Here is a 21,383-nt window from a genome sequence, read left to right on the forward strand (position 1 = left end):
TCGGTCAGAGAGCGATGTTGACGGCCTTGGTCTGGGTGTAGAGATCGATAGCCGAAGCGCCGAGCTCGCGGCCCCAGCCGGACTGCTTGTATCCACCGAAGGGCATTGCAGTGTCGAAGCCGTTGTACTGGTTGATCCACACCGAACCGGCCTTCAAGCGCTTCGCCGTGCGGTGAGCCTTGGAAATGTCCCGGGTCCAGATGCCGGCGGCCAAGCCGTAGATGGAATCGTTTGCGGCAGTGATCGGTCCGTCGTCCGCGTTGAACGGCAGCGCCGCCACGACGGGTCCGAAGATCTCCTCCTGAACGATGGAGAATTCGGGCTTGACGTCAACGAAGACGGTCGGCTCGACGAAGTAGCCCTGATCGCCCCAGCGGTTGCCGCCCGTCAGTGCACGTGCGCCGTCGGCGATTCCCTCACGCAGGTAGCCGGTCACCTTGTCGAACTGCTCCTGCGAGACCAGCGGTCCGAGCTGGGTGGTGGGATCGAGGCCGGGCCCGATCTTGACCTGGCTCGCTGCGTGCGCGACGGCCTCGGTGAACTTCTCGAAGATGGTGTCCTCGACGTACAGACGAGTACCCGCAACGCAGCACTGTCCGTGGTTGAACAGCCACGCGTTGAGCGAACCCTCCACCGCGGAATCGAAATCGGCGTCGGCGAACACGATATTGGGGCTCTTGCCACCGAGCTCGAGCGTAACCTTCTTCAGATTGCCCTTGGCGGCGTCGACGATCTTCTTACCCACCTCGGTGGAACCGGTGAACGCAACCTTGTCCACGTCGTCGTGGCCGGACAGAGCAGCACCTGCATCGCCGAAGCCGGGAACGATGTTGACGACACCGGGCGGGAAGCCTGCTTCTTCGAAGACCTCCGCGAGAAGCAGTGCGGTGAGCGGGGTCTGCTCAGCGGGCTTGAGGATCACCGTGTTGCCGGCGGCGAGCGCGGGGGCGAGCTTCCACGACGACATCAGCAGCGGGAAGTTCCACGGCACGATCAGTCCACAGACGCCGATCGCCTCACGCAGGGTGTAGGCGTGGAACTCGCCGCCCGGAGAGAAGGGCATCGACACGTTGACGGTGCTGCCTTCGATCTTGGTGGCCCAACCCGCGTAGTAGCGGAAAACGTCTGCGGCCCAAGCTACGTCGACGGCGGTGGCGATGGCAACGGACTTGCCGTTGTCGAGAGCTTCGAGCTGACCGAATTCCTCGGCACGAGCACTGAGAATGTCGCCGACGCGCCAGATCATCCGCTCGCGCTCGTTTGCCTTCATACGTGACCAGGGGCCGTCCTCGAAAGCCGTTCGAGCGGCACGTACCGCGCGGTCGATGTCTTCAGCCTGACCGTGTGCCACGTCTGCGAGCTTCTGTCCGTCAGCCGGGTTGTACGTCGCGAAGGTCTGACCCGAAGCGGCGTCGACGAATTCGCCGCCGATGTAGAGCTTCTTCGGTCCGTTCAGGAAACCCTGTACCGCTGAACTGATGGTGTGTTCGGCTACTGCCGTCATCGGAAACTCCCCTGAAGTAGTGAGGTGCGAATGTGATGCACGCCATACTTCCGCGCTTCCAGGGGTGCTAACTGTCCGAACTTTGTACAACTGAAGTCGGACAGCAAACTACACAGTGATGTCGAGCGCCCGCATCCGTGTGTAGAGAGTGCTTCGGCTGATTCCGAGTTGCGCCGACGCGTGAACCTTGTTGCCGCCGCAGTCTTTCAACGCTCCGATGATCGCCTGGCGCTCGGCTTTCTCCCGCCCTGCCAACCGAGACACCTTGGTCGTGGTGCGATAGTCCTCGGGCAGATCAGCGACGTCGATGCGATTGCTCGAGCGTTCATCCGAGGCGCGATTCAACACGACGCGCAATTCTGCCAGGTTGCCCGGCCAGTTGGCCGCCGCGAGTGCTTCGGCGGCACTGGCGGTCAACCTCAGTTCTGGCGAGATCCCCTCCAACATGGCTTGTGCCAACTCGGCGATCTCAGCCTGTCGCTCGCGCAGTGGGGTGATGACAACCCTGGAGGCGCATCGTGAGAGCAGCGCGGCGATGGTCGGCGGAAGATCAACTGCCGCTCCGCTGGTCAGTACGATTTTCGGCCCCTCGGCGCTGGCGTCGATCAGGTCTGCGACCAGCGGCAACACCGAGTCAGGAAGGAGTTGTACCTGTTCGATCACGACCACGCCCGAACGCTTACGGGCCGCTCGCACGAGATCGGTGACCCACTGCTCACGGCCGTCGAACGCGATTCGCGTGGCATCGAGCCAACTCGCATCGACACTGCCGACTACGTCCGATGCTGCCGAGGTTCGGCCGGATCCCGCTTCACCCGAGATCGCCACGGCGGCAGAGGTTGCCCGCGCCCGCATCAGGTCGCGCCGCAGTCGTTCGCCCGGAGACGGTGCCCGCTCGTGCGTTCTGCGGATCGGTGCCCGTTCCCGTTGGAGTGGTTCGACCAGGAAGAGCGCACCACCGTCAGCCCCGGAAATCCGGTCGGCTTGAACTCGCGCCAGCGCGCCGGACGCCAATTCGACTGTCACCAATCGTGATTGGTCCGGATTCAGGTCGGCAATCAAGGAACGGAGCGATACATGGTCTGCGGTGTCGAGCAGATCCAAAGCGGTTCGGTTGCTCAGCAGGATGTCGTCGCCGATGGCCGCGACGGCAATGTGGCGCTGATGTGAAACTCGCTGGAATGCGTCGACCAGCCGCTGCTCCGATGCTTTCGAGCCTTCGAGCAGCCGTTTCTCGATGTCCGCTGCAGCACGCGCAAGGAAGGGCGCGAACAGTGGGTTGGCCTGCGAGACAACGCCGGTCATGTCGAGAATGCCTTCGACACGACGTGTGACGGGATGCAGGATCGGCTGTCCGTAGCAGCTCAAACCCTTGAGGCTGTCGAGGAAATGCTCGTCACCGTGGATCACCACGCTTCGTCCGACCTCGAGGGGCGTACCGAGCGCGTTGGTGCCGGCGTGCTCTTCGCCGAAGCGTGAACCGTTGACGACGCCCAACCGCTCGATCGTTCGCTCGACGCGACTGTCGGAGTACACCGAAGCGACGACGCGGCATTCTCGATCGGCAAGCAGCACGCAGAAACCGGTGCCCGCGATCTGTTGCGAAACTTCGTCGAGCACGGGTGCGGCTGCCCGGAGCAGACGAGACTCACCGTCCTGCTCCTCGGTGTCCACGGCGATGGCCGACGACGGGTCGAGGCCACTGAGTCGAGAACGCTTCCAGGAGAGCGCGATCTCGGGGCGTACCGGCTCACGCTCCCCTGGGTTCGCGGACATACTCTCAGGCCTGACCGATCAATTCGATCGCCTGTTCTCGCATCGCGATCTTGCGGACCTTGCCCGTGACTGTCATCGGGAACTCGTCGACGACATGGACGTACCGCGGAATCTTGTAGTGCGCGAGCTTGCCGGTGCAGAACGCGCGGACCGAATCGGCGTCGAGATCGTCTGCACCTTCGCGCATCTGGACCCACACCATCAATTCCTCGCCGTACTTTGCGTCGGGTACACCGATGACCTGCGCATCGAGAATGTCGGGGTGGGTGTAGAGGAACTCCTCGATCTCACGCGGATAGACGTTCTCGCCACCGCGGATGACCATGTCCTTGATGCGTCCCGTGATGGCGACGTATCCGGCCTCGTCCATGACTCCGATGTCTCCGGTGTGCATCCACCGGGCAGCGTCGATCGCCTCGGCGGTCTTCTCCGGGTTCTCCCAGTATCCGAGCATGACCGAGTAACCACGCGTGCACAGTTCACCCGGCTCGCCACGGGGCACCGTCAATCCGGTTGCCGGATCGACGATCTTGATCTCGAGATGCGGCCCTACCCGTCCGACCGTTTCGGTGCGCTGCTCGATCGAATCGTCCGAGCGGGTCTGCAACGACACCGGCGAGGTCTCCGTCATGCCGTAGCAGATGGACACCTCCGACATGCCCATGCGATCGATGACCTGCTTCATCACCTCGACCGGGCAGGGCGAGCCCGCCATGATGCCGGTGCGAAGGGACGACAGATCGAAGCTGTCGAAGTCCGGCAACGCCAACTCCGCGATGAACATCGTCGGAACGCCGTAGAGGGACGTGCACTTTTCGGCCTGAACGGCTTCGAGCGAAGCACGCGGATCGAAAGCCGGACCCGGAATGACCATGGCAGCACCGTGACTGGTGCACGCAAGGTTGCCCATTACCATGCCGAAACAGTGGTAGAACGGCACCGGGATGCACACCCGATCGACCTCGCTGTAGTGGCACAACTCGCCGACGAAATAGCCGTTGTTGAGGATGTTGTGGTGACTGAGCGTCGCGCCCTTCGGGAAACCGGTAGTACCCGAGGTGTATTGGATGTTGATCGCGTCGTCGGCCGACAACGCGGCCTGGGCTGCGGCGAGCGGAGCCGGATCGCTTGCCTGCGCCGCCAAGCCGTCTGCAAGCACCGCGTCCCACTCGGGTGAACCGAGCAGGAGCACCGACGTCAGATCCGGGCACTGCGGCCGCACCGTCTCGATCATCGACGCGTAGTCCGAGGTCTTGAAGCTGGCCGCAGACACCAGCGTCGAGATCCCGGCCTGCTCGAGTACGTACTGCAACTCGTGCGAGCGGTACGCCGGATTGATGTTGACCAGGATCGCGCCGACCTTTGCCGTCGCGTATTGCGTGAACGTCCATTCCGGACAGTTGGGAGCCCAGATTCCTACCCGATCGCCCTTCCCCACACCACGGGAAAGTAGTCCGGCAGCGAGCCCGTTCACCTGCTCGGCGAACTCCCGGTACGTCCATCGTCGACCGCTGGCGTGGTCGATCAACGCATCGCGGTCGCCGTGTGCGGCAACCGTGCGATCGAGGTTGTCTCCGATGGTGTCGCCCAGCATCGGACCGTCCCATACTCCGGACGTATAGCTGGGCAGCGGCGTACTCATGTGTTCTGTCCTCTCCGGTTACCTGTTCAGGCACCTATGAGAGGGGCCGCCGCAGCGGACCCTCTCATCTACGAATTTACTCGATTCGGTGTGATGCACGACATACTTCCCGGTGCGGGGTGGCCGTAACTGTTCAGAGTCCGGACACCCCACCCGCCTGCTGTGCGCCTTTATTAACCGCCGGCGGTTAATAAAGGCGCACAGTGGTTACAGCGCGTGGTCCTTGGTCTCGACGAGTGCCCAGGTGCAGATCAGGCTCAACACACCCAGGATCGCCAACATGACTCCGATGGCCATACTCCCGTAGGCCGAGGCCAGCGGTGCGGCGATCAGCGGCGGCACTGCCCCACCGAGCACTCCGGCGAGGTTGTAGCCGAGGCCGGCACCGGTGTAGCGGTAGCGGGTCTGGAACATTTCCGGAAGCAGCGCACCGCAGGGGCCGTAGGCGATTCCGAAGATCATGAGCGTGCCGAACATTCCGATGATGAACGCGATCGGCGATCCCGTGTCGAGGAGCGGGAACAGCACCAGCGCCCAGACGACGGCCAGACCACACGAGATCATGATGACCTTGCGGCGCCCGATGCGGTCCGAGTACAGAGCGGAAACGACGATCGCCGCACCGAAGACAACCGCGGAAGCGATACCGACCGACAGGACGAACGGACGGGAGAAGCCGAGGGTCTTTGTTCCGTAGCTCGTCAGGAAAGCCGTGCCCATGTAGAAGAACGCGAACAGGCAAGCCAGGGCGCCTGCCGAGAGCAGGATCTCCTTGGTCTGGAACCGCCAAGCATCCAGGAACGGAAGGGTGCGCGGTGCTTCGTTCTTCTGCTCCGCGACGCGCTCTGCCTGCTCCGCCTTGAAGACGGGAGTCTCCTCGATAGCGAGTCGCATGTAGAGGCCGATGCCGACCAACACGATGGAGAACAGGAACGGGATACGCCAGCCGTAATCGAGGAAAGCCTGGTTGGTGTCGCCGAGAACTGCGCCGGTGATGAGGAAGGTACTGCTCGAGAGAACGAAGGCGATTGCAGGGCCGAGCTGCGGGAACATCGCATACAGACCACGTTTGCCCGGCGGAGCGTATTCCGCGGTGAGCAAGGTTGCGCCTGCCCACTCACCACCGACCGCGAAACCTTGGCCGAATCGCAAGAGCACCAAGATGATCGGGGCCGCGACACCGATGGTTGCAGCACCCGGCAGCAAGCCGATCAGGAGCGTCGAGATACCCATGAGCAGGAGCGTCGAGATCAGCGTCTTCTTGCGACCGATGCGATCACCGAAGTGTCCGAACAACATTGCGCCGACGGGCCGGGCGATGAATGCGACTGCGAAAGTCGCAAACGATGCGACAGTTCCCGCAGTGGCACCGAGCGCGGGGAAGAACACCGTCGGAAAGACAAGTGCCGCAGCGGTTCCGTAGATGAAGAAGTCGTAGAACTCGATAGTCGTGCCGATGCAACTCGCGATTGCGACGCGCCGCACACTGGTGGTGTTCTGCGGGGGCTGCGTCGCACCTGCGGCACTCGCACCCCCGGCGCCGGCGGCACTGGTGCCGCCTGTGGGAGAGACTGTGGTCACTCGATTCCTCCGTGGTCCCGTGGTGTCGCCCTGTGGGCATCACCGTCGATAGGAGGAAAGGTAGTGATGTGGCTCACCCCCGCACTACCCCCGAAAGGGGGTAGGAGTGATCTCGGTCACCACTTGTATGCAATGGTAACGAGTTTCACGACCCTCGACATGCCGCAGGCCGTCCGATTCGCTCTCACGAATCGGACGGCCCTCGAGAAACGGCGTCACGGTGCAACGCTACGGATCAAGCCTTACCGGCAGCCCCGAACAGTTCCTGACGGATCTCGCCCCACACCGTGGCGTAGGAGTCGATGATCGGTTCGGAAATCCACTTGGACTCCCCCGCTTGCACTTTCGCGAGAGCATCCGAGAAGAGATCCTGGTAACGAGACAACCGCGGAACGAATGCCGACAGATCGTCGAACAGGTTTGCCGCCCGGCGATCCAGCTCTGCAAGGGAATCCGCATCTGCGTCGTCGATGAGCGCGGCGAACTCCTCGTCCAAGGGAAGGAACGCCTCGTACACCTCACCGATGGAGTCCTCGTCGATCGAGACGCGCTCGGCGTCCAACTGATCTTCGAGTTCTGCCAAACCTTTCTCGGTCAGGCTGATGGCGTTTTCCGCTTCGACCGCTTTGCCCTGCGCGACAAGTGCGTCGTACGCAGCTTGACCGGAAGCCGAGCTGACGCCCAGGTGCTCGGCCAGGACGACCGCTCCGACCCGCTCCTTGAGACGTACTGCTTGGAGCAGTGCCAACTCGTCCACATTGCCAGCGAAGGCCATCGATTTCTCCTACTCACGTGCCGCCTCTGCGGCTCCAGCATCACAGCGGACACCCGTGGGTTTCCGCAGCCCGACAAAGGGCTCGACAGAATCAGATCACACCCCGATCGATCGTTGTGAAGTCACCGCGACAAGTCGACCGTCACGCGACGGTATCGGCCTGATCGGGGATCACGCTGCCGTCTGCGCGAGTCACGGCACCTTTTGCCCCGGCCGCGTCGGTGTAAGCATCGGTCGAGCAGCGATAGGGAGCGTCCGCCCGGGACTTCGGTTCGATGAACATGGGGTTGACCAGCCATTTCCCCGTCACTGTTGTCGTAGGCATTGCACATCAGTTCGGGATTGTTGCGGTTGATCACCAGGCGCGCACCGGTCGCATCTCCGAGGAACGTCACGTCGGTGACAGAATCACCGGCAGCAAATACCTGACGTCGATCGGCGGCCAACTGCTCGAACGCCGTAGGCCCTTGAACCCCGTAGACAACCTCGTTGACCTGGCACCGCTTGCCGTCGATGTACGGAATGACAGAGTCGTCGCCGTCCGCAACGCCACCACACCCACGCAGGCGCCCGGTGAGAACCCCGCCCTCGACGATGGGCCGAACTCCCATCACGTGATCGGCGTCCAATCCCAGCTGTTCCGCCCAGACTCGAACGACCGGTTCGGCCGACGCGGAGATGATCCGCACGTCGAATCCATGAGCGCCGAGGGATTTCACCAAATCTTCGATTTGCGCGTAGTACCGCACCGAGCCGTCGACTTCCGTCGTACCGACGGTCTGATCGGATCCTTCTGCAGCAGCGAGATTCTCGGCACGGGCTGCGCGAGCGTACTCGGTGATCTCGTCCTCGGTGTGCCCTGCCATCAACTGCACGGCCCACGCGTATGCGGCTTTTGTCCGGCGGTGATCGTAACCGTCGAATGCGGCCTGCCCGTCGCGAGTCTTCTCTTCGAGTACCGCAACGATCTCGTCCGCGCAGTCCAAGTCGGTGCTGGTTGCCAACGGTTGCCCCGGCGCGGTCTCGGAGCCGCACGCGGCGGAAAGTGCGGCAGCGCCGGCTGGCGTCATGAAGCGGCTGGTGGTTGCCCAGTCCCCTCCGGCAGGCTGTAACACCTTGTTGTTCTTGATCATCCAGAATGCGGTGGCGCTTCCGATGTCGTTCTTGACAACTGTGTTGTCCCAGTCGAAGAGCGCCAACGGAGCTCCGTCATCGACATCACCTGCAGCTCCACACGTTCCGAACTCCGTCATCATGGCATCCAACGTCACACGGTTGTCGCCGTACCACGCAAGACTGGGATCCAACGCAGCACAGGATGAACCCCTTTGCGCCACATCTTCTTTCGGGGCGCTCTCGGCCGAACTACATGCAGTTGCACTCAACAGGACACTACCTACCGCCAACGCGCACAGGGCGCGGGAATGCAGCGAACGGAACATCGATTCCCTCGTTTTCGTCGTGATTCGGGTACGACGGCATACCCGGGTCGATCGACCCGGGTATGCCGTGCAGTTGTCAATTAATCGAGCGTCAGCACTTCTCCCGACGCAACGGCGTCGGCGCGAGAGGTGTCCTTGAGGTCGACGCCGGAGCGGCCCAACTGGCGCGCTCCCGTCACCAATCCCAGGACGACACGAGCAGCCTGCTCGTATCCGAGTCCCTCGGGTGGGTGGACATTGGAAATGCAGTTTCGATCCGCGTCGGTACGACCGACGCGGGGAAGGTGAGTCAGATAGATCCCGACACTGTCCGCAACGGAGAGCCCTGGACGTTCGCCGATCAGGACGATCGCCGTCTGCACTCCCATCGCGGCAGCGATGTGATCACCCAGTGCCACACGGGCATTCGTGGCGATCACGGGCGGCGCGATCGAGTACCGCTCCCCCAACACCGTGACCAACGCGGACAGTAATTGCTCGCCGTGGTCCATCAGTGCTCGCGGCGAGAGTCCGTCGGCGAGGATGAACCCGATTTCCTTGTCGGAACTCGCGATCGCACCCAGGTCAGCCGGTTGGCGCCCCAGGTCGGGTCTCCGGAGATACTCACTGCGGGTGGAGACGCTGCTCGCGACCACCACCGGCGCCCCGATGCCAACCCCTTCGACCCGACTGGCAAGCGTCTCGGAGTCGAGTGGCTCGTGGACCGCGTCGCGGGCTGCGGCGTGAGCTGCCTTGAATTCGAGAACCCGCTTGGTGGGCAACGAATCTCCGGCACGCCCCAGCCCGATACGCGATTGTGTGGTCTTGCGCAGTGGACCCCAGAAATCGAGGATCGGTGCCTGATCTTCGGTCATGAGTTCACCGTCAAAGCCCGCAACGGCGACATTTCGGCATCGATCGGAAGAACCCGACCGTTTGCGTCGGTCATCCCCAAGTTGTGGAGCCAGGTCTCGAACTCCGGGGCGGGCTGCAAACCGAGAACCTTACGCACATACAGCGCGTCGTGGAACGCCAGACTTTGATAGCCGAGCATCACGTCGTCGGCGCCGGGCACCGCGATCACGAACGCCGCGCCGGCGACGCCCAGCAAGGTGAGCAGGTTGTCCATGTCGTCTTGATCGGCTTCGGCGTGGTTGGTGTAGCAGACGTCCACTCCCATCGGCAGCCCGAGGAGTTTTCCGCAGAAGTGATCCTCCAAGCCCGCGCGAATGATCTGCTTGCCGTCGTAGAGATACTCGGGACCGATGAAGCCGACCACGGTGTTGACCAGCAGCGGTTCGAGATCACGTGCCACTGCGTATGCCCTGGTCTCGAGTGTCTGCTGATCGACCGGGGCTCCGCCGGTGCCGTAGTGGGCACCTGAGCTGAGGGCGGACCCCTGCCCCGTCTCCAGGTACATGACGTTGTTGCCGACAGTTCCGCGGTTCAAGGAGCGCCCGGCCTCGTTGCCCTCACGCAGGAGCGGAATGTTCACTCCGAAACCGGAATTGGCGCCTTCGGTACCGGCAATCGATTGGAAGACAAGATCGACCGGCACCCCCGATTCGATCAGTCCGATCGTGGTGGTCACGTGCGAGAGCACGCACGACTGAGTCGGGATCTCGAATCGCTGACGGATGTCGTCGAGCAGGTGGAGCAGATCCGAGGTGGCCTGGGGTGAGTCCGTCGCGGGGTTGATACCGATGACGGCGTCGCCACATCCCATCAGGAGACCGTCCAATGTGGCCGCCGCGATGCCGCGTGGATCGTCTGTCGGGTGGTTTGGCTGGAGTCGGGTGCTCAGCCGGCCGGGCAGTCCGATGGTCGTACGGAACCCCGCGGTCACGGTGATGGCCTTCGCGACGGCGATCAGGTCCTGATTGCGCATGATCTTGCTGACCGCCGCAACCATCTCGGGGGTGAGCCCGGGACTTGCGGCGGACAACCGTGCGGAAGCTTCCGGCGCCGACGCGGTCTCGAGCAACCAGTCTCGTAGTCCGCCGACAGTCAGGTGCGCCACCGGCGCAAAGGCCAGGCGATCGTGGCTGTCGATGATGAGCCTGGTTACCTCGTCGTCCTCGTACGGAACCAACAGATCTTCGAGGAACACCGTCAACGGAAGATCAGCCAGAACCCATTGAGCAGCAGCACGTTCGGCGTCGGAGCTTGCCGCGCAACCGGCTAGTTCGTCACCCGACCGCAGTGGTGTCGCTTTTGCCATCAGATCGACGAGACCGTCGAACGAGTAGTTGGTTCCGGATACCTGCTGGTGATACTTGGCCATCCCGCGACTCATCCCAATTCTTCTTCCGCCTGTGCAAGTACAGCAAACTCCTCGTCCGGCGAGTTGGCAACAAGGTGGTGACGACTGTAGAGACCGAAGTACGCCATCAGAACTCCGAAGGCAACCAACGTCAGCAATGCCGCAACGGGATCGACCAGGAAGGTGGCCACCACCGACACTGCCGCGATCACGAGCGCAAACGAGGTGGTGGCGATACCGCCGGGCGTGCGGTACGGGCGCGGCATGTTCGGCTCACGCTTACGAAGAACGATGTGACTCACCATCATCAGGACGTAGCTTACTGCCGCGCCGAACACTGCCATGTTGAGCAACATTGCACCTTCACCGGTGAGTGAGAGCGCGAAGCCGATGATTCCGGGTACGACGAGCGCGAGAGTGGGGGCCTTGCGCTTGTTGGTCACCGACAGGTTCTTCGGCAGATAGCCGGCGCGGGAGAGCGCAAACGTCTGGCGTGAGTAGGCGTACATGATCGAGAAGAAGCTCGCGACCAGACCGGCAAGTCCGATGTAGTTGACGGCCTTTGCCGCTCCGCTGTCCCCCAGAGCCTCGACGAGCGGATTTCCGGAGGTGGACAGGGCGTCTGCGCCGAGCGCACCGGTGGCGAGGAAGAGAACCGTTGCGCCTGTGACGATCAGGATCAACATGCTGATGATGATGCCGCGGGGGACGTTCTTCTCCGGCTCACGTGCTTCCTCGGCGGCCAGCGGTACACCTTCGACCGCAAGGAAGAACCAGATCGCGAAGGGCACGGCGGCCCAGATTCCGAGCAGACCGAATGGCAGGAACGACGACGATCCGACTGCGCTGGTGTCGACGGCGATATCGGTGAGGTTGGACGAATCGAAAAGGCCGACAGCCGAAACCGCGAACACGACCAGGCCGACGAGTGCAATGGCGGTGATGATGAACATCGCCTTGAGTGCCTCACCGGCGCCGGTGAGGTGAATGCCGATGAAGATCGCGTACACCGCGAGGTACACCCACCAGCCGTCGGTGATCCCGAACAGGTTCAGGGACTCGACGTACGCACCGATGAAGGTCGCGATCGCTGCGGGTGCTATCGAGTACTCGATGAGAATTGCTGTGCCGGTGGCAAATCCGCCCCAGGGCCCCATGGCCCGTCTGGCAAACGTGTATCCACCACCAGCGGCAGGAAGTGCCGACGACATCTCGGCCATACCGAGCACCATCGCCAGGTACATACCCGCGATGACAACCGCCGCGATGAGAAGGCCACCGAAACCACCTTCAGCCAGACCGTTGTTCCAGCCGGCGTAGTCACCGGAAATCACATAGCTGACACCCAACCCCGCAAGCAGCACCCACCCTGCTGTTCCCTTTCGGAGTGTTCGTTTCTCCAGATACGAATTGTCTTCCGCATGGAAGTCTGCGCCGTCGTGGTGTGCACCCGCGGCACCGGCGTTTTTGCCGGTTGCGTGGTCGGAAAGAGACATGTCCATCCTCTGAATCGGTCAAGAATGAGACGACGCACGGTGGATGCGTCGCGTGAAATGAACGGTATGTGGGCGATGTACGGAGAAGGTCGCCTGGAGATGACCGTGCTGTTAACTGGCTGTCATGTGAGCGGCCCCGAGCCTGTTCAGATCTTCTTCAGGCTGCCGTTCTCAGGATCGGGCGGCCGCGCCCGGCACCGGGCAGGCGTCGACGGCCTCGGCGACCACCTGGGGAACCGTCGGGGGCAAAGGACGCACGCCCGCTTCCCAATCAGCGCCCACGAGAATGCTCGACGCGCCGAGTGCTTCGTTTTCGTCCGGTGTGAATGCCCTTGCTCGACTGAGGAATCTGAATCCTTCAGGAGACTCCAGGCTGAATCCACTGCCGCGGCCGGGCACGACGTCCAGTACCAACTGGGTGTGCTTCCAGGCTTCGAACTGTGATCCGGAAATCCAGACCTGTACAGCGTCGGTTCCGGTGGGAAGGTCTTCGGGAGTCTCTCCGACAGCAAGTCGGAGATCGACGATTCCGAGTAGTACGTCACGGTCCCCGACGATGAATTCGCCTGAGGGATAACACATCGGGGCCGAGCCGTCGCAGCATCCGCCGGATTGATGCATCATCAGTTCGCCGTGAGTCCCGCTGAGGCGGCGCAGGAGGTCAGCCGCCCCAGCGGTGGTCACCAACCGGGGTGGAACGGCGCCGGTATCGGGTGTGTCCGTGGCGCTCATTCCAACCTCCGTGTGTTTGTGCAGGTTTCGCGTGTTGCAGTCTTGCTCACCGGCACCCGCAGCGAGGGGCTCACGGGTGCCGGTGGGTAGATCAGAAGAAGCCCTGAGCCTTCTGGGCGTAGCTGACCAGGAGGTTCTTGGTCTGCTGGTAGTGCGAGAGCATCATCAGGTGGTTCTCGCGGCCGATGCCGGACTGCTTGTATCCACCGAAAGCGGCGTGTGCCGGGTACTGGTGGTACGTGTTGGTCCAGACGCGACCGGCTTGGATGTCGCGGCCTGCGCGGTAAGCAACTCCGCCGTCGCGGGACCAGACACCGGCGCCCAAACCGTAGAGCGTGTCGTTGGCGATTTCGATGGCCTCGTCGTAGTCCTTGAACGAGGTGACCGAGACGACGGGTCCGAAGATCTCTTCCTGGAAGATGCGCATCTTGTTGTTGCCGGTGAACACCGTCGGCTGGACGTAGTAGCCGCCGGACAGGTCTCCGCCGAGTTCGGCTCGCTCACCACCGGTGATGACCTTGGCGCCTTCGGCCTTGCCGATCTCGATGTACGAGAGGATCTTCTCGAGCTGATCGTTGCTGGCCTGGGCACCGATCATGGTGTCGGTGTCGAGCGGATCCCCTTGGCGCACAGCCTTGGTGCGGATGGCTGCCATCGCGAGGAACTCGTCGAAGATGTCTTCCTGGATCAGCGAACGTGACGGGCAGGTGCAGACCTCGCCCTGGTTGAGGGCGAACATCGTGAAGCCCTCGAGTGCCTTGTCCTGGTAGTCGTCGTTTGAGGCGAGAACGTCGGAGAAGAAGATGTTGGGGCTCTTGCCACCGAGTTCGAGGGTGACGGGGATAAGGTTCTGCGACGCGTACTGCATGATCAGGCGACCGGTGGTGGTCTCACCGGTGAACGCGATCTTCTTGATACGCGGGCTGGACGCGAGCGGCTTTCCGGCCTCGACGCCGAAGCCGTTGACGATGTTGAGAACGCCGGCAGGCAGCAGGTCACCGATGATGCCGATGAGGTGCAGGATCGAGACTGGCGTCTGCTCGGCAGGCTTGAGCACGATGGCATTGCCGGCAGCGAGGGCGGGGGCAAGCTTCCACACGGCCATGAGGATCGGGAAGTTCCACGGAATGATCTGGCCGACTACGCCGAGCGGCTCGTGGAAGTGGTACGCCACGGTGTCGGAGTTGATCTCCGAGAGCGAACCTTCCTGTGCGCGAATAGCTCCCGCGAAGTATCGGAAGTGATCGATGGCGAGCGGAATGTCGGCGTTGAGGGTCTCGCGGATCGGCTTGCCGTTGTCCCACGACTCGGCGAGTGCGATGGATTCGAGGTTCTCCTCCATACGATCAGCGATCTTGTTCAAGATGATCGCGCGCTCGGCGACCGAGGTCTTGCCCCAGGCCGGAGCTGCTGCGTGCGCTGCGTCGAGAGCGAGTTCGATGTCTTCTGCGGTGGAACGAGCCACATCACAGAAATTCTGTCCGGTCACCGGTGTCGGGTTCTCGAAGTACTGACCCTTGACCGGAGCAACCCATTCGTTGCCGATCCAGTTGTCGTATCGAGACTGGAAGGACATGATCGCGTCGGCGGTACCTGGGCGGGCGTACACGGTCATTGCAAGCTCCTATGTAAACGTGATCTTCCTGGGCGCACCCACCAAATCGGTGACTGCAATCCCACCCCCCGGTGGGGTGTGATTCACAACACTAGGAGTTGCAACGTTGCAAGTACGTTGCGTGCGAGAAACACAGATGATTCTCAGATGCCCAATTGGCGGTCGAGGAGATCAATTCTTGCCTGGACCTGCGAATACAGCGGCGATTGAGGATCCAACGTGGACAGGTAGGCCTCCCACACGACTGAGTCTTCGCGGCCGTGTACCGACGTGGTCCACCGGGCCAGAAGGTTGGCGTCACCTCCACGCAGCAGAGCTGCCTGGACCCTGGTGCGTAGTTCTTCCCGCACCTCTTCGATTCCCGGGGAGGCAGAGCCTGCCAGCACCGGGCCCGAATACAGTTTCATCGCCGTCGCTGCGTCGCCTCGGTCCAACGCTGCCCGCACATCGCCGACATCTGTCGTGAACTCCGTGATGATCCGATAGGGGCGCGAAGCCAGCCGGTCGGCACCGAAAACCTTACGAAGCCGCGACATTTCCGCGCGAATGGTCACTGCGTCGAGTTCGCCCTCGTCGAGCAGGACCGCAAGGTGGTCGGAGCTGAGACCCTCCGGGTGTTCGGAAAGCAGAAGGAGAATCTCAGCGTGACGCTGCGAAATCGGGATGCGGTCACCGCCGCGAACCAGCGTCGGCCGGCCGGCACCGAATGTTTCGAGGCGCGGAGCCGTGGCACTGAGTGGGATGGGCGAGTTCAAGAGATGGAATCGCAATTCCGATTCGGCGGCCGCGACAGTTGCACGGATCAGTGACAGCACTTCGGGAACCGCAACCCTGGGGCCACCGGTGATGTCGATGGCACCAAGGATTTGCCCAGTGGTGGGATCGTGGACGGGTGCGGCCGAACAACTCCAGTCGTGCACGGTTCGGTTGAAATGCTCGGATCCGAAAATCTGTACGGAGTGATCGAGAGCAAGCGCCGTTCCCGGCGCATTGGTGCCGACACGATCTTCGCTCCAGTCGGCGCCTTCAACGAAGTTCATGGACAACGCCTTGTCCTTGGCCGAGTTGTCACCCTCCACCCAGAGCAATCGACCGTGTGCGTCACTGATCGCGATCAGTAGTCCGGTCTCGGCAGCATCTTCCACCAGGAGTTTCCGAATCACCGGACGGATCAGTGACATGGGATGCGCGGAGCGATACTTTTCGAGCTCCAACCCTTCGAGCATCTCAGGGTTGCCGACCACATCGGGATTTACCCCCTTGTTGCGGCTCCGCATCCAGGACTCGAGTACGACCGAGCGGACATGGGAGTCGTCGGTCAGCCCCTGGCCGGGCACGCCGCGAGCATCGATGAACGACTGATGGGCAGACGAAAGTCGCCGCGCGAGTAACGCGACGTCATCGCCTGGCCTGACCGCCACCCACGGGTTGCCGGGCACAGCCTGTTCACGTGCCATATTTTGCGTTCCTCCGCTCCGTGGACCACTGTAACGCCGATCACAGCCCATAGGCGAGAACGACCATTCGGTATGACTGCCGACCCAGCCTGCTACCCCTCGCGGTCACTCGTCACCGAGCAGAATGGCGCTTGCTCGTTCCGCGACCATCACCGCGGTCGCATGCGGGCCGCGGGTCGGGATCGTCGGCAGGATTGACGTGTCAACAATACTGAGTCCTTGCGCGCCGATCACACGGCACCGACCGTCGACGACTGCGAACGGGTCCGCCTCGGCACCCATCACGCAACTACCGGACATATGCAGCGACGTTCCCAGGCGGGATTCGACCCACTCATCGGTGTACTCCACGACGGGGCGATCGATCAACCCCGTCTCGGCGATCGACTCGAGAAGATTCTCGGCGATCCGCATCCCTTCCCGAATGGCAGCTCGATCGTGCGCCGACGCGACATAGTTGTACCGAATACGCGGCGCCCCAGCGGGATCCCCCGATACCAGTTCGATGCTTCCCCGGCTGTGCGGCGCCATCAGGACCACTCCGACGCCGTGGTCCATGCGAGGCACACCGGGAACCAGGTCTGTGAAAGATGCGGTGTACGGACGGATTTCGATCTCAGCGAGGTTGAGGGCTGTCTCCAGCACCGGAGTCTGCGATCGAATCGTGCGGGGCTTCGAAAAATGGTACGGCAGCAGCACTTCCGGGTGGTCGACGAAGTTCTGTCCGACGCCCGGTCGATCGAGAACGACGGAAACTCCCTGCCCTACAAGTTGTTCCGCTGGACCAACACCGGAATTCAGGAGAATGTGCGGTGTCGCCACCGCGCCCGAACACACGACCACATGGTCGGCACGAATGCGTCGGACATTACCGTCGTCGAGAACGTCGACGCCGATCGCACGGGTACCCGAGAACGCGATGCGAATGACGTTCACTCCGGATTCCACCCGCAGATTCGGCCGGTGCAACGCCGGCATCAGATACCCGATCGCCGTACTGATCCGACGATGATCCGAGACGTTCAGTGGCACTCGGCCCACCCCGAACGAGTCCGGCGCATTCTTGTCGACGTCGTCGGGAAAGCCTGCTCCGAGCGCTGCCGCATGAAACTCGCCGCTCAGTGGATGTAGTTGGTCCCACGCTCGACGCTCGACCGGGATCGGTCCGGCGGTCCCGTGGAACTCGCCCTCGAAATCACGATCCGTTTCGGACTTCTTGAAGTACGGCAAGACGTCGTCGTATCGCCATGAACTCGGCCAATTCTCGAAATCAGCACGGGTCGCGCGGGTGAAGTACGCACCGTTGACGGCTCCGGATCCACCGAGTGTCCGCCCCCGCGCAATTGTGGACGCCCGACGCGGCGTCAGTTCGACCGGATAGGTCCACGTGTATTCGCTCGCAGGTCCGACCGGCAGTCGGTACGGATCACCCAGGACGTCCGGGAGTTCGAGCGCCGATCGATATCCGCTTCCCGATTCGAGGAGCATCACCGTGGCGGATGGATCTTCACTGAGCCTGGCTGCGACCACGCAACCACACGTGCCACCACCGACAACCAGGAAATCTGCGTAGTCGGCTTCTGTCACTTGGTGATTCGAGGTTTCAGCGCCGCCCAGTCGCGGGCGTCGAATGCGCCACGCCAGAGTCCGGCTCCATACGCGATGTCGTCGGCTCGTTTGAAGAAGACGTACCGAACCGGTCCCAGCCCGCCTGGCTCACGGTGGCGATACCAGTCCACCAAACCTTCGGTGACTGCTGCAGCGACGGCCAGCCGCCGAATTCGACGGGAGGCGATCACCGCCAGGAGCGTCACGGGCCAGTAGTGACGACACATTGCCGAGGCGAGTTGCCAGAATCCGCCGACAACTCCCTGCGCGGTGAGGATCGCCGCGATCCGGGTGGGTTGACTCAGGCCGGTGAACATCTTTCGCAGCCGGTAAACGGTAAACAGCAAAGCGCCGAGTGCGCCGGCAAGACCGGAACGGGTCAGTGTTGCAGCGGCGATACACGCGAAGAGCGTCGAGAACGACATCGCCATCGGCGGAACCGAACCCTCGTGTCTTGCAGCCAACGGCGCCGCACCCGTGCCGTAGAACGCTCTCCTGGCGAACCACTTGTCGAACTGAACTCGATGATCGTGGGCGACATGCGCAACCGGTTCGTACCTCAGTCGCCAACCCGCAGCCTGCAGTCGCCAGCAGAAATCGACGTCCTCGGCTACTTCGAGACTCTCGTCGAAACCGTTGCATTCGAGTGCCACGTCGCGCCGGACGATCACGGCGGCGCTGGGGACATAGGCGACCGGACTGCCCGACTTCACCGCAGCTTCCTTGCGTCCGAGGTCGAGAGACGATCGCATGTTCTCGTACCGCGCCAGCGCCGTCCCGTACGGATCGAGGGCGACGATGCGGGGTGCAACAAGGGCAACCCCCGGATCGCTGAAGTGGCCCAACATCAACTCGAGCCAACCGGCACGCGGTATGACGTCAGAGTCCAGAAAAGCTACGAAACGTGTTTGGGCCGAACGCAATCCCGAGTTTCTCGCTGCCGAGGGTCCGCGGGCACTCTCGTGCCGGACCACTGTGATGGTGCCGGTGCCCGGGCAGGCGCGACGGGGCTCCACCGGCACTTCCGAACCGTCGTCGACAACGATGACGGTCAGATCCTTGAGGACGGGCAATAGGCGTTCGACGCCGGCCTGGTTGTCCTTGACCGGAATCACGACCGTGACATCGGCAGCGGACGGCGTCGACATCGGACGAGGATTCGCGACACCTGAATCGAGAAGGTGTCGCGCAACCGCAGCGCTCTGCTGATCGACCACCTCGAGGAAGCCGTCACCGATCATCGCCGCAGCCGTCGGCGCCAGCTTGAGCATCCGCGTCGGAGATCCGCCGATGAGTACCCGGCCACCCGAGTACGTGCGCACCTTGGGGTCCAACCGAATGCCGAAGCCGTCGGGGAGTCTTGCTGGTCGCATCAGATGATCGTAAGGGACGTAGCCCGTCGTGCTGCAACTCGTCGCAGCCTCGAAAGCCGTCGCAGGTGGACCGTCCGCCCCCACTCGGTCGTGGTCGTCACCGAAGCCTCCCATCTGGACCAGGCTCCCACCGGGCCAGTCCATCCGTCACGCGTCCTACCAACTCACCGAAGATGTATGCGCCGTCTTCGGCGGTAGCCCCGACTGGATTGCCGAGAACGCCGTTTTGCGACACAGCGACCATACCGCCCGAACGCATTCCTGGCATCAGGTCCGCGATAGGAGACAAATTTCCTGTCTCAGCAAGGCTCATGTGCACCAAATCGGGCGAAAGGTGCAGCAATAGGCTCGTTTCAGTGTGTCCGGCATGCGCGTCGGCACCCGGAACAGCGCACGGCGCCCAAGCAGCATCACGCCCCTCATACCGCAGAAGTGCCACCGCTTTGGCCAATGCGGGACCATTTCCGCCGTGGCCGTTGACGAACAGCACCCTCTTCGTCCATCGGAACGCCGACCTTCCGTATTCGACGACGACGGTTTCCATGGCCTCCGCACCGATCGAAATCGTGCCGGCAAACCCTTCGTGTTCGCCGCTCGCCCCGTATTCGATGGCCGGGGCCACGACGACGTCGGGCAGAGCCTGTGCGACTGCTCTCGCAATCCGAGTGTCGGTATCGAGAGGCAGGTGCGGTCCGTGTTGTTCGAAAGAACCGACCGGGACCACGACGGTGAGCGCAGTGCCCTCGAGCGCAGGACTCGGGATGGCAGCAAGGTCACGCGGAGAACTCATCCCCCGATCGTATTTGGTGTGGGCCCCTCCCACCGCAACACTGCATGCGGATACACCGGGGCATTTTGTTGTGCCCGGCGTATTCGTCAGTTGTCGCGGTTCACGCCGCTGTCGGTGGGCTGTTCCCGCCGATCGGCTGCTGATACGGATCAACAGACATCGGCGGATAGAACACCGTCTTCCGATCCGGCCCGATCTCCACCCGCCACTCCATGTGGTGCAGCGTCCGGTGATGATGACCGCACAACAGAATCAGATTGTCGAGATCCGTTGGGCCACCATCGTTCCAGTGAACAATATGATGAGCATCGCACCACCCCGACGGTGTCCCGCACCCCGGGAACGCACACCCACCATCACGAACCGCCAACGCCCGCCGCTGCGGCACCGTCGCCGTTCTCGCTTCCTTGCCGCAGTCGAGCGGAACACCATTCTCGTCCAGGAGGATCCGCGTCACGGTGCAGTCGCATGCCAGCATCCGGGCAGTGTCGATACTGATCGGGCCCACCCAATCCGTCCACGCAAACCCGAGCTCTTCTGTCGACGGCAACAAATCCTTCAACGCTTTCAGGTCGGTCACGTCTTTTGCACTGGCGGTAACGGTGATGTGTGGTTTCACCCCGCCTTCGATCGGACCCAACCCCGCCCGCTCGTACCGGCGCAGTAGTTCGCAAAACCCGTCCGCGCGCCGTAATGCAGGCGTGCGTGTGTCCTTGACGCCGTCTTTTTCCGGTGTCGGCGCCGACAGGCTCGACAACAACGTGATCAGACGGGCCCCGTTCACCGCATCCAGATCACCCTTCACCGACACTCGCCCGAACAAGCCTTTCGAGGCGTAGAACTCGTTACGCTCCGAATCCTCACCCACCGGAACCCCGTCCTCACGCTTGCCGTACTGCTTCTCGATCCGCCGAATCGCCGCCCGCACCGCATCACAATCCGCGATGTTCTTCGACGCCAACCCCAACAGAATCCCGCGAGCCTTGTCCACATCCGCCAGGGTCATGTTCTTGGGCGGATGCTGACAAAACGACGCCACCTGACGGGCTTTCAACGCATCCACGTCACCACGATGAAACGCATCGCCCACAACGGGTTCGAGCATCAACAACCGCGCCAACCCGACCAGCAGACTGCACTCACCGATCTCCAAATTCGTCGAACCATGCAACCACAGCGCGATCGCCCGAAAACCCTTCCCGCCGAGAACGTCCCGGGAAAACATCTGCACGATCAACAACACCATCCGCGACTGCAACTCGTGCCGGGCGCGCACCAGATCGAGAACCTCGCTCTTGAGGCCCACGCCATCCAGTTGCCACGCTTCCCGACTGTCCATGCTCAAAACAT

Annotated in this window: 15 protein-coding genes and 1 pseudogene; all 16 read right to left on the reverse strand. The window is 62.5% G+C overall.

Features of this window, described 5'->3' with window-relative positions; genetic code table 11:
• Positions 1–4 precede the first annotated feature (4 nt).
• The 16 genes and pseudogenes from ABIE52_RS12605 to ABIE52_RS12680 all read right to left on the reverse strand — a co-directional run bounded on the left by ABIE52_RS12605 (position 5) and on the right by ABIE52_RS12680 (position 21,372).
• Positions 5–1,504 (reverse strand): aldehyde dehydrogenase family protein, encoded by a 1,500-nt coding sequence (locus tag ABIE52_RS12605; protein ID WP_019744236.1) that lies wholly within the window; start codon positions 1,502–1,504, stop codon positions 5–7.
• Between the two features lie 108 nt (positions 1,505–1,612).
• Positions 1,613–3,280 (reverse strand): sigma-54-dependent Fis family transcriptional regulator, encoded by a 1,668-nt coding sequence (locus ABIE52_RS12610; protein ID WP_192712128.1) that lies wholly within the window; start codon positions 3,278–3,280, stop codon positions 1,613–1,615.
• Positions 3,281–3,284: 4 nt separating this feature from the next.
• Positions 3,285–4,922, reverse strand: coding sequence for an AMP-binding protein (locus tag ABIE52_RS12615; RefSeq protein ID WP_039973143.1), 1,638 nt, complete (start codon positions 4,920–4,922; stop codon positions 3,285–3,287).
• A gap of 207 nt (positions 4,923–5,129) precedes the next feature.
• Positions 5,130–6,407, reverse strand: a complete 1,278-nt coding sequence (locus ABIE52_RS12620) for an MFS transporter (RefSeq protein WP_085998903.1) — start codon at positions 6,405–6,407, stop codon at positions 5,130–5,132.
• A 331-nt stretch (positions 6,408–6,738) separates the two neighbouring features.
• Positions 6,739–7,278, reverse strand: a complete 540-nt coding sequence (locus ABIE52_RS12625; protein WP_007730168.1) for a hypothetical protein — start codon at positions 7,276–7,278, stop codon at positions 6,739–6,741.
• A gap of 142 nt (positions 7,279–7,420) precedes the next feature.
• Positions 7,421–8,720: pseudogene (locus ABIE52_RS12630) on the reverse strand (HAD family hydrolase).
• Positions 8,721–8,800: 80 nt separating this feature from the next.
• Entirely contained in the window at positions 8,801–9,574 is a 774-nt protein-coding gene (gene eutC, locus ABIE52_RS12635) for an ethanolamine ammonia-lyase subunit EutC (RefSeq protein ID WP_054827682.1), read from the reverse strand.
• Entirely contained in the window at positions 9,571–10,995 is a 1,425-nt protein-coding gene (locus tag ABIE52_RS12640; protein ID WP_192712127.1) for an ethanolamine ammonia-lyase subunit EutB, read from the reverse strand. The genes eutC and ABIE52_RS12640 overlap by 4 nt, the downstream gene beginning before the upstream one ends.
• Positions 10,992–12,464: an ethanolamine permease gene (eat, locus tag ABIE52_RS12645; protein WP_003941913.1), complete on the reverse strand. Its 1,473-nt coding sequence runs from the start codon at positions 12,462–12,464 to the stop codon at positions 10,992–10,994. Before eat ends, ABIE52_RS12640 begins: the two co-directional genes overlap by 4 nt.
• Before the next feature lie 165 nt (positions 12,465–12,629).
• Positions 12,630–13,190: a DUF779 domain-containing protein gene (locus tag ABIE52_RS12650; RefSeq protein WP_003942021.1), complete on the reverse strand. Its 561-nt coding sequence runs from the start codon at positions 13,188–13,190 to the stop codon at positions 12,630–12,632.
• A gap of 91 nt (positions 13,191–13,281) precedes the next feature.
• Positions 13,282–14,805, reverse strand: coding sequence for an aldehyde dehydrogenase (gene adh / locus ABIE52_RS12655; protein ID WP_007730158.1), 1,524 nt, complete (start codon positions 14,803–14,805; stop codon positions 13,282–13,284).
• Positions 14,806–14,948: 143 nt separating this feature from the next.
• Positions 14,949–16,262, reverse strand: coding sequence for a sigma-54-dependent transcriptional regulator family protein (locus tag ABIE52_RS12660; RefSeq protein ID WP_007730155.1), 1,314 nt, complete (start codon positions 16,260–16,262; stop codon positions 14,949–14,951).
• 105 nt (positions 16,263–16,367) lie between these two features.
• Positions 16,368–17,849, reverse strand: a complete 1,482-nt coding sequence (mftG, locus tag ABIE52_RS12665) for a mycofactocin dehydrogenase MftG (RefSeq protein WP_007730154.1) — start codon at positions 17,847–17,849, stop codon at positions 16,368–16,370.
• Positions 17,846–19,243, reverse strand: a complete 1,398-nt coding sequence (mftF, locus tag ABIE52_RS12670; protein ID WP_007730153.1) for a mycofactocin biosynthesis glycosyltransferase MftF — start codon at positions 19,241–19,243, stop codon at positions 17,846–17,848. Before mftF ends, mftG begins: the two co-directional genes overlap by 4 nt.
• A 97-nt stretch (positions 19,244–19,340) precedes the next feature.
• A complete protein-coding gene (mftE, locus tag ABIE52_RS12675) occupies positions 19,341–20,033 on the reverse strand; it encodes a mycofactocin biosynthesis peptidyl-dipeptidase MftE (protein ID WP_054186896.1) in 693 nt (230 codons plus the stop codon).
• A 100-nt stretch (positions 20,034–20,133) separates the two neighbouring features.
• Positions 20,134–21,372 (reverse strand): HNH endonuclease signature motif containing protein, encoded by a 1,239-nt coding sequence (locus ABIE52_RS12680; RefSeq protein ID WP_192712126.1) that lies wholly within the window; start codon positions 21,370–21,372, stop codon positions 20,134–20,136.
• Between the last annotated feature and the right edge of the window lie 11 nt (positions 21,373–21,383).

The organism is Rhodococcus sp. OAS809, from assembly GCF_040546695.1.
Lineage (GTDB): Bacteria > Actinomycetota > Actinomycetes > Mycobacteriales > Mycobacteriaceae > Rhodococcus_F > Rhodococcus_F qingshengii.

Coding starts and splice junctions, on each gene's coding strand:
- eat (WP_003941913.1), bottom strand. CDS start 12,464: ATGGACATGTCTCTTTCCGACCACGCAACCGGCAAAAACGCCGGTGCC.
- eutC (WP_054827682.1), bottom strand. CDS start 9,574: ATGACCGAAGATCAGGCACCGATCCTCGATTTCTGGGGTCCACTGCGC.
- ABIE52_RS12610 (WP_192712128.1), bottom strand. CDS start 3,280: ATGTCCGCGAACCCAGGGGAGCGTGAGCCGGTACGCCCCGAGATCGCG.
- ABIE52_RS12625 (WP_007730168.1), bottom strand. CDS start 7,278: ATGGCCTTCGCTGGCAATGTGGACGAGTTGGCACTGCTCCAAGCAGTA.
- ABIE52_RS12615 (WP_039973143.1), bottom strand. CDS start 4,922: ATGAGTACGCCGCTGCCCAGCTATACGTCCGGAGTATGGGACGGTCCG.
- ABIE52_RS12650 (WP_003942021.1), bottom strand. CDS start 13,190: ATGAGCGCCACGGACACACCCGATACCGGCGCCGTTCCACCCCGGTTG.
- ABIE52_RS12660 (WP_007730155.1), bottom strand. CDS start 16,262: ATGGCACGTGAACAGGCTGTGCCCGGCAACCCGTGGGTGGCGGTCAGG.
- adh (WP_007730158.1), bottom strand. CDS start 14,805: ATGACCGTGTACGCCCGCCCAGGTACCGCCGACGCGATCATGTCCTTC.
- ABIE52_RS12640 (WP_192712127.1), bottom strand. CDS start 10,995: ATGAGTCGCGGGATGGCCAAGTATCACCAGCAGGTATCCGGAACCAAC.
- ABIE52_RS12605 (WP_019744236.1), bottom strand. CDS start 1,504: ATGACGGCAGTAGCCGAACACACCATCAGTTCAGCGGTACAGGGTTTC.
- ABIE52_RS12680 (WP_192712126.1), bottom strand. CDS start 21,372: ATGGACAGTCGGGAAGCGTGGCAACTGGATGGCGTGGGCCTCAAGAGC.
- mftF (WP_007730153.1), bottom strand. CDS start 19,243: ATGCGACCAGCAAGACTCCCCGACGGCTTCGGCATTCGGTTGGACCCC.
- mftE (WP_054186896.1), bottom strand. CDS start 20,033: ATGAGTTCTCCGCGTGACCTTGCTGCCATCCCGAGTCCTGCGCTCGAG.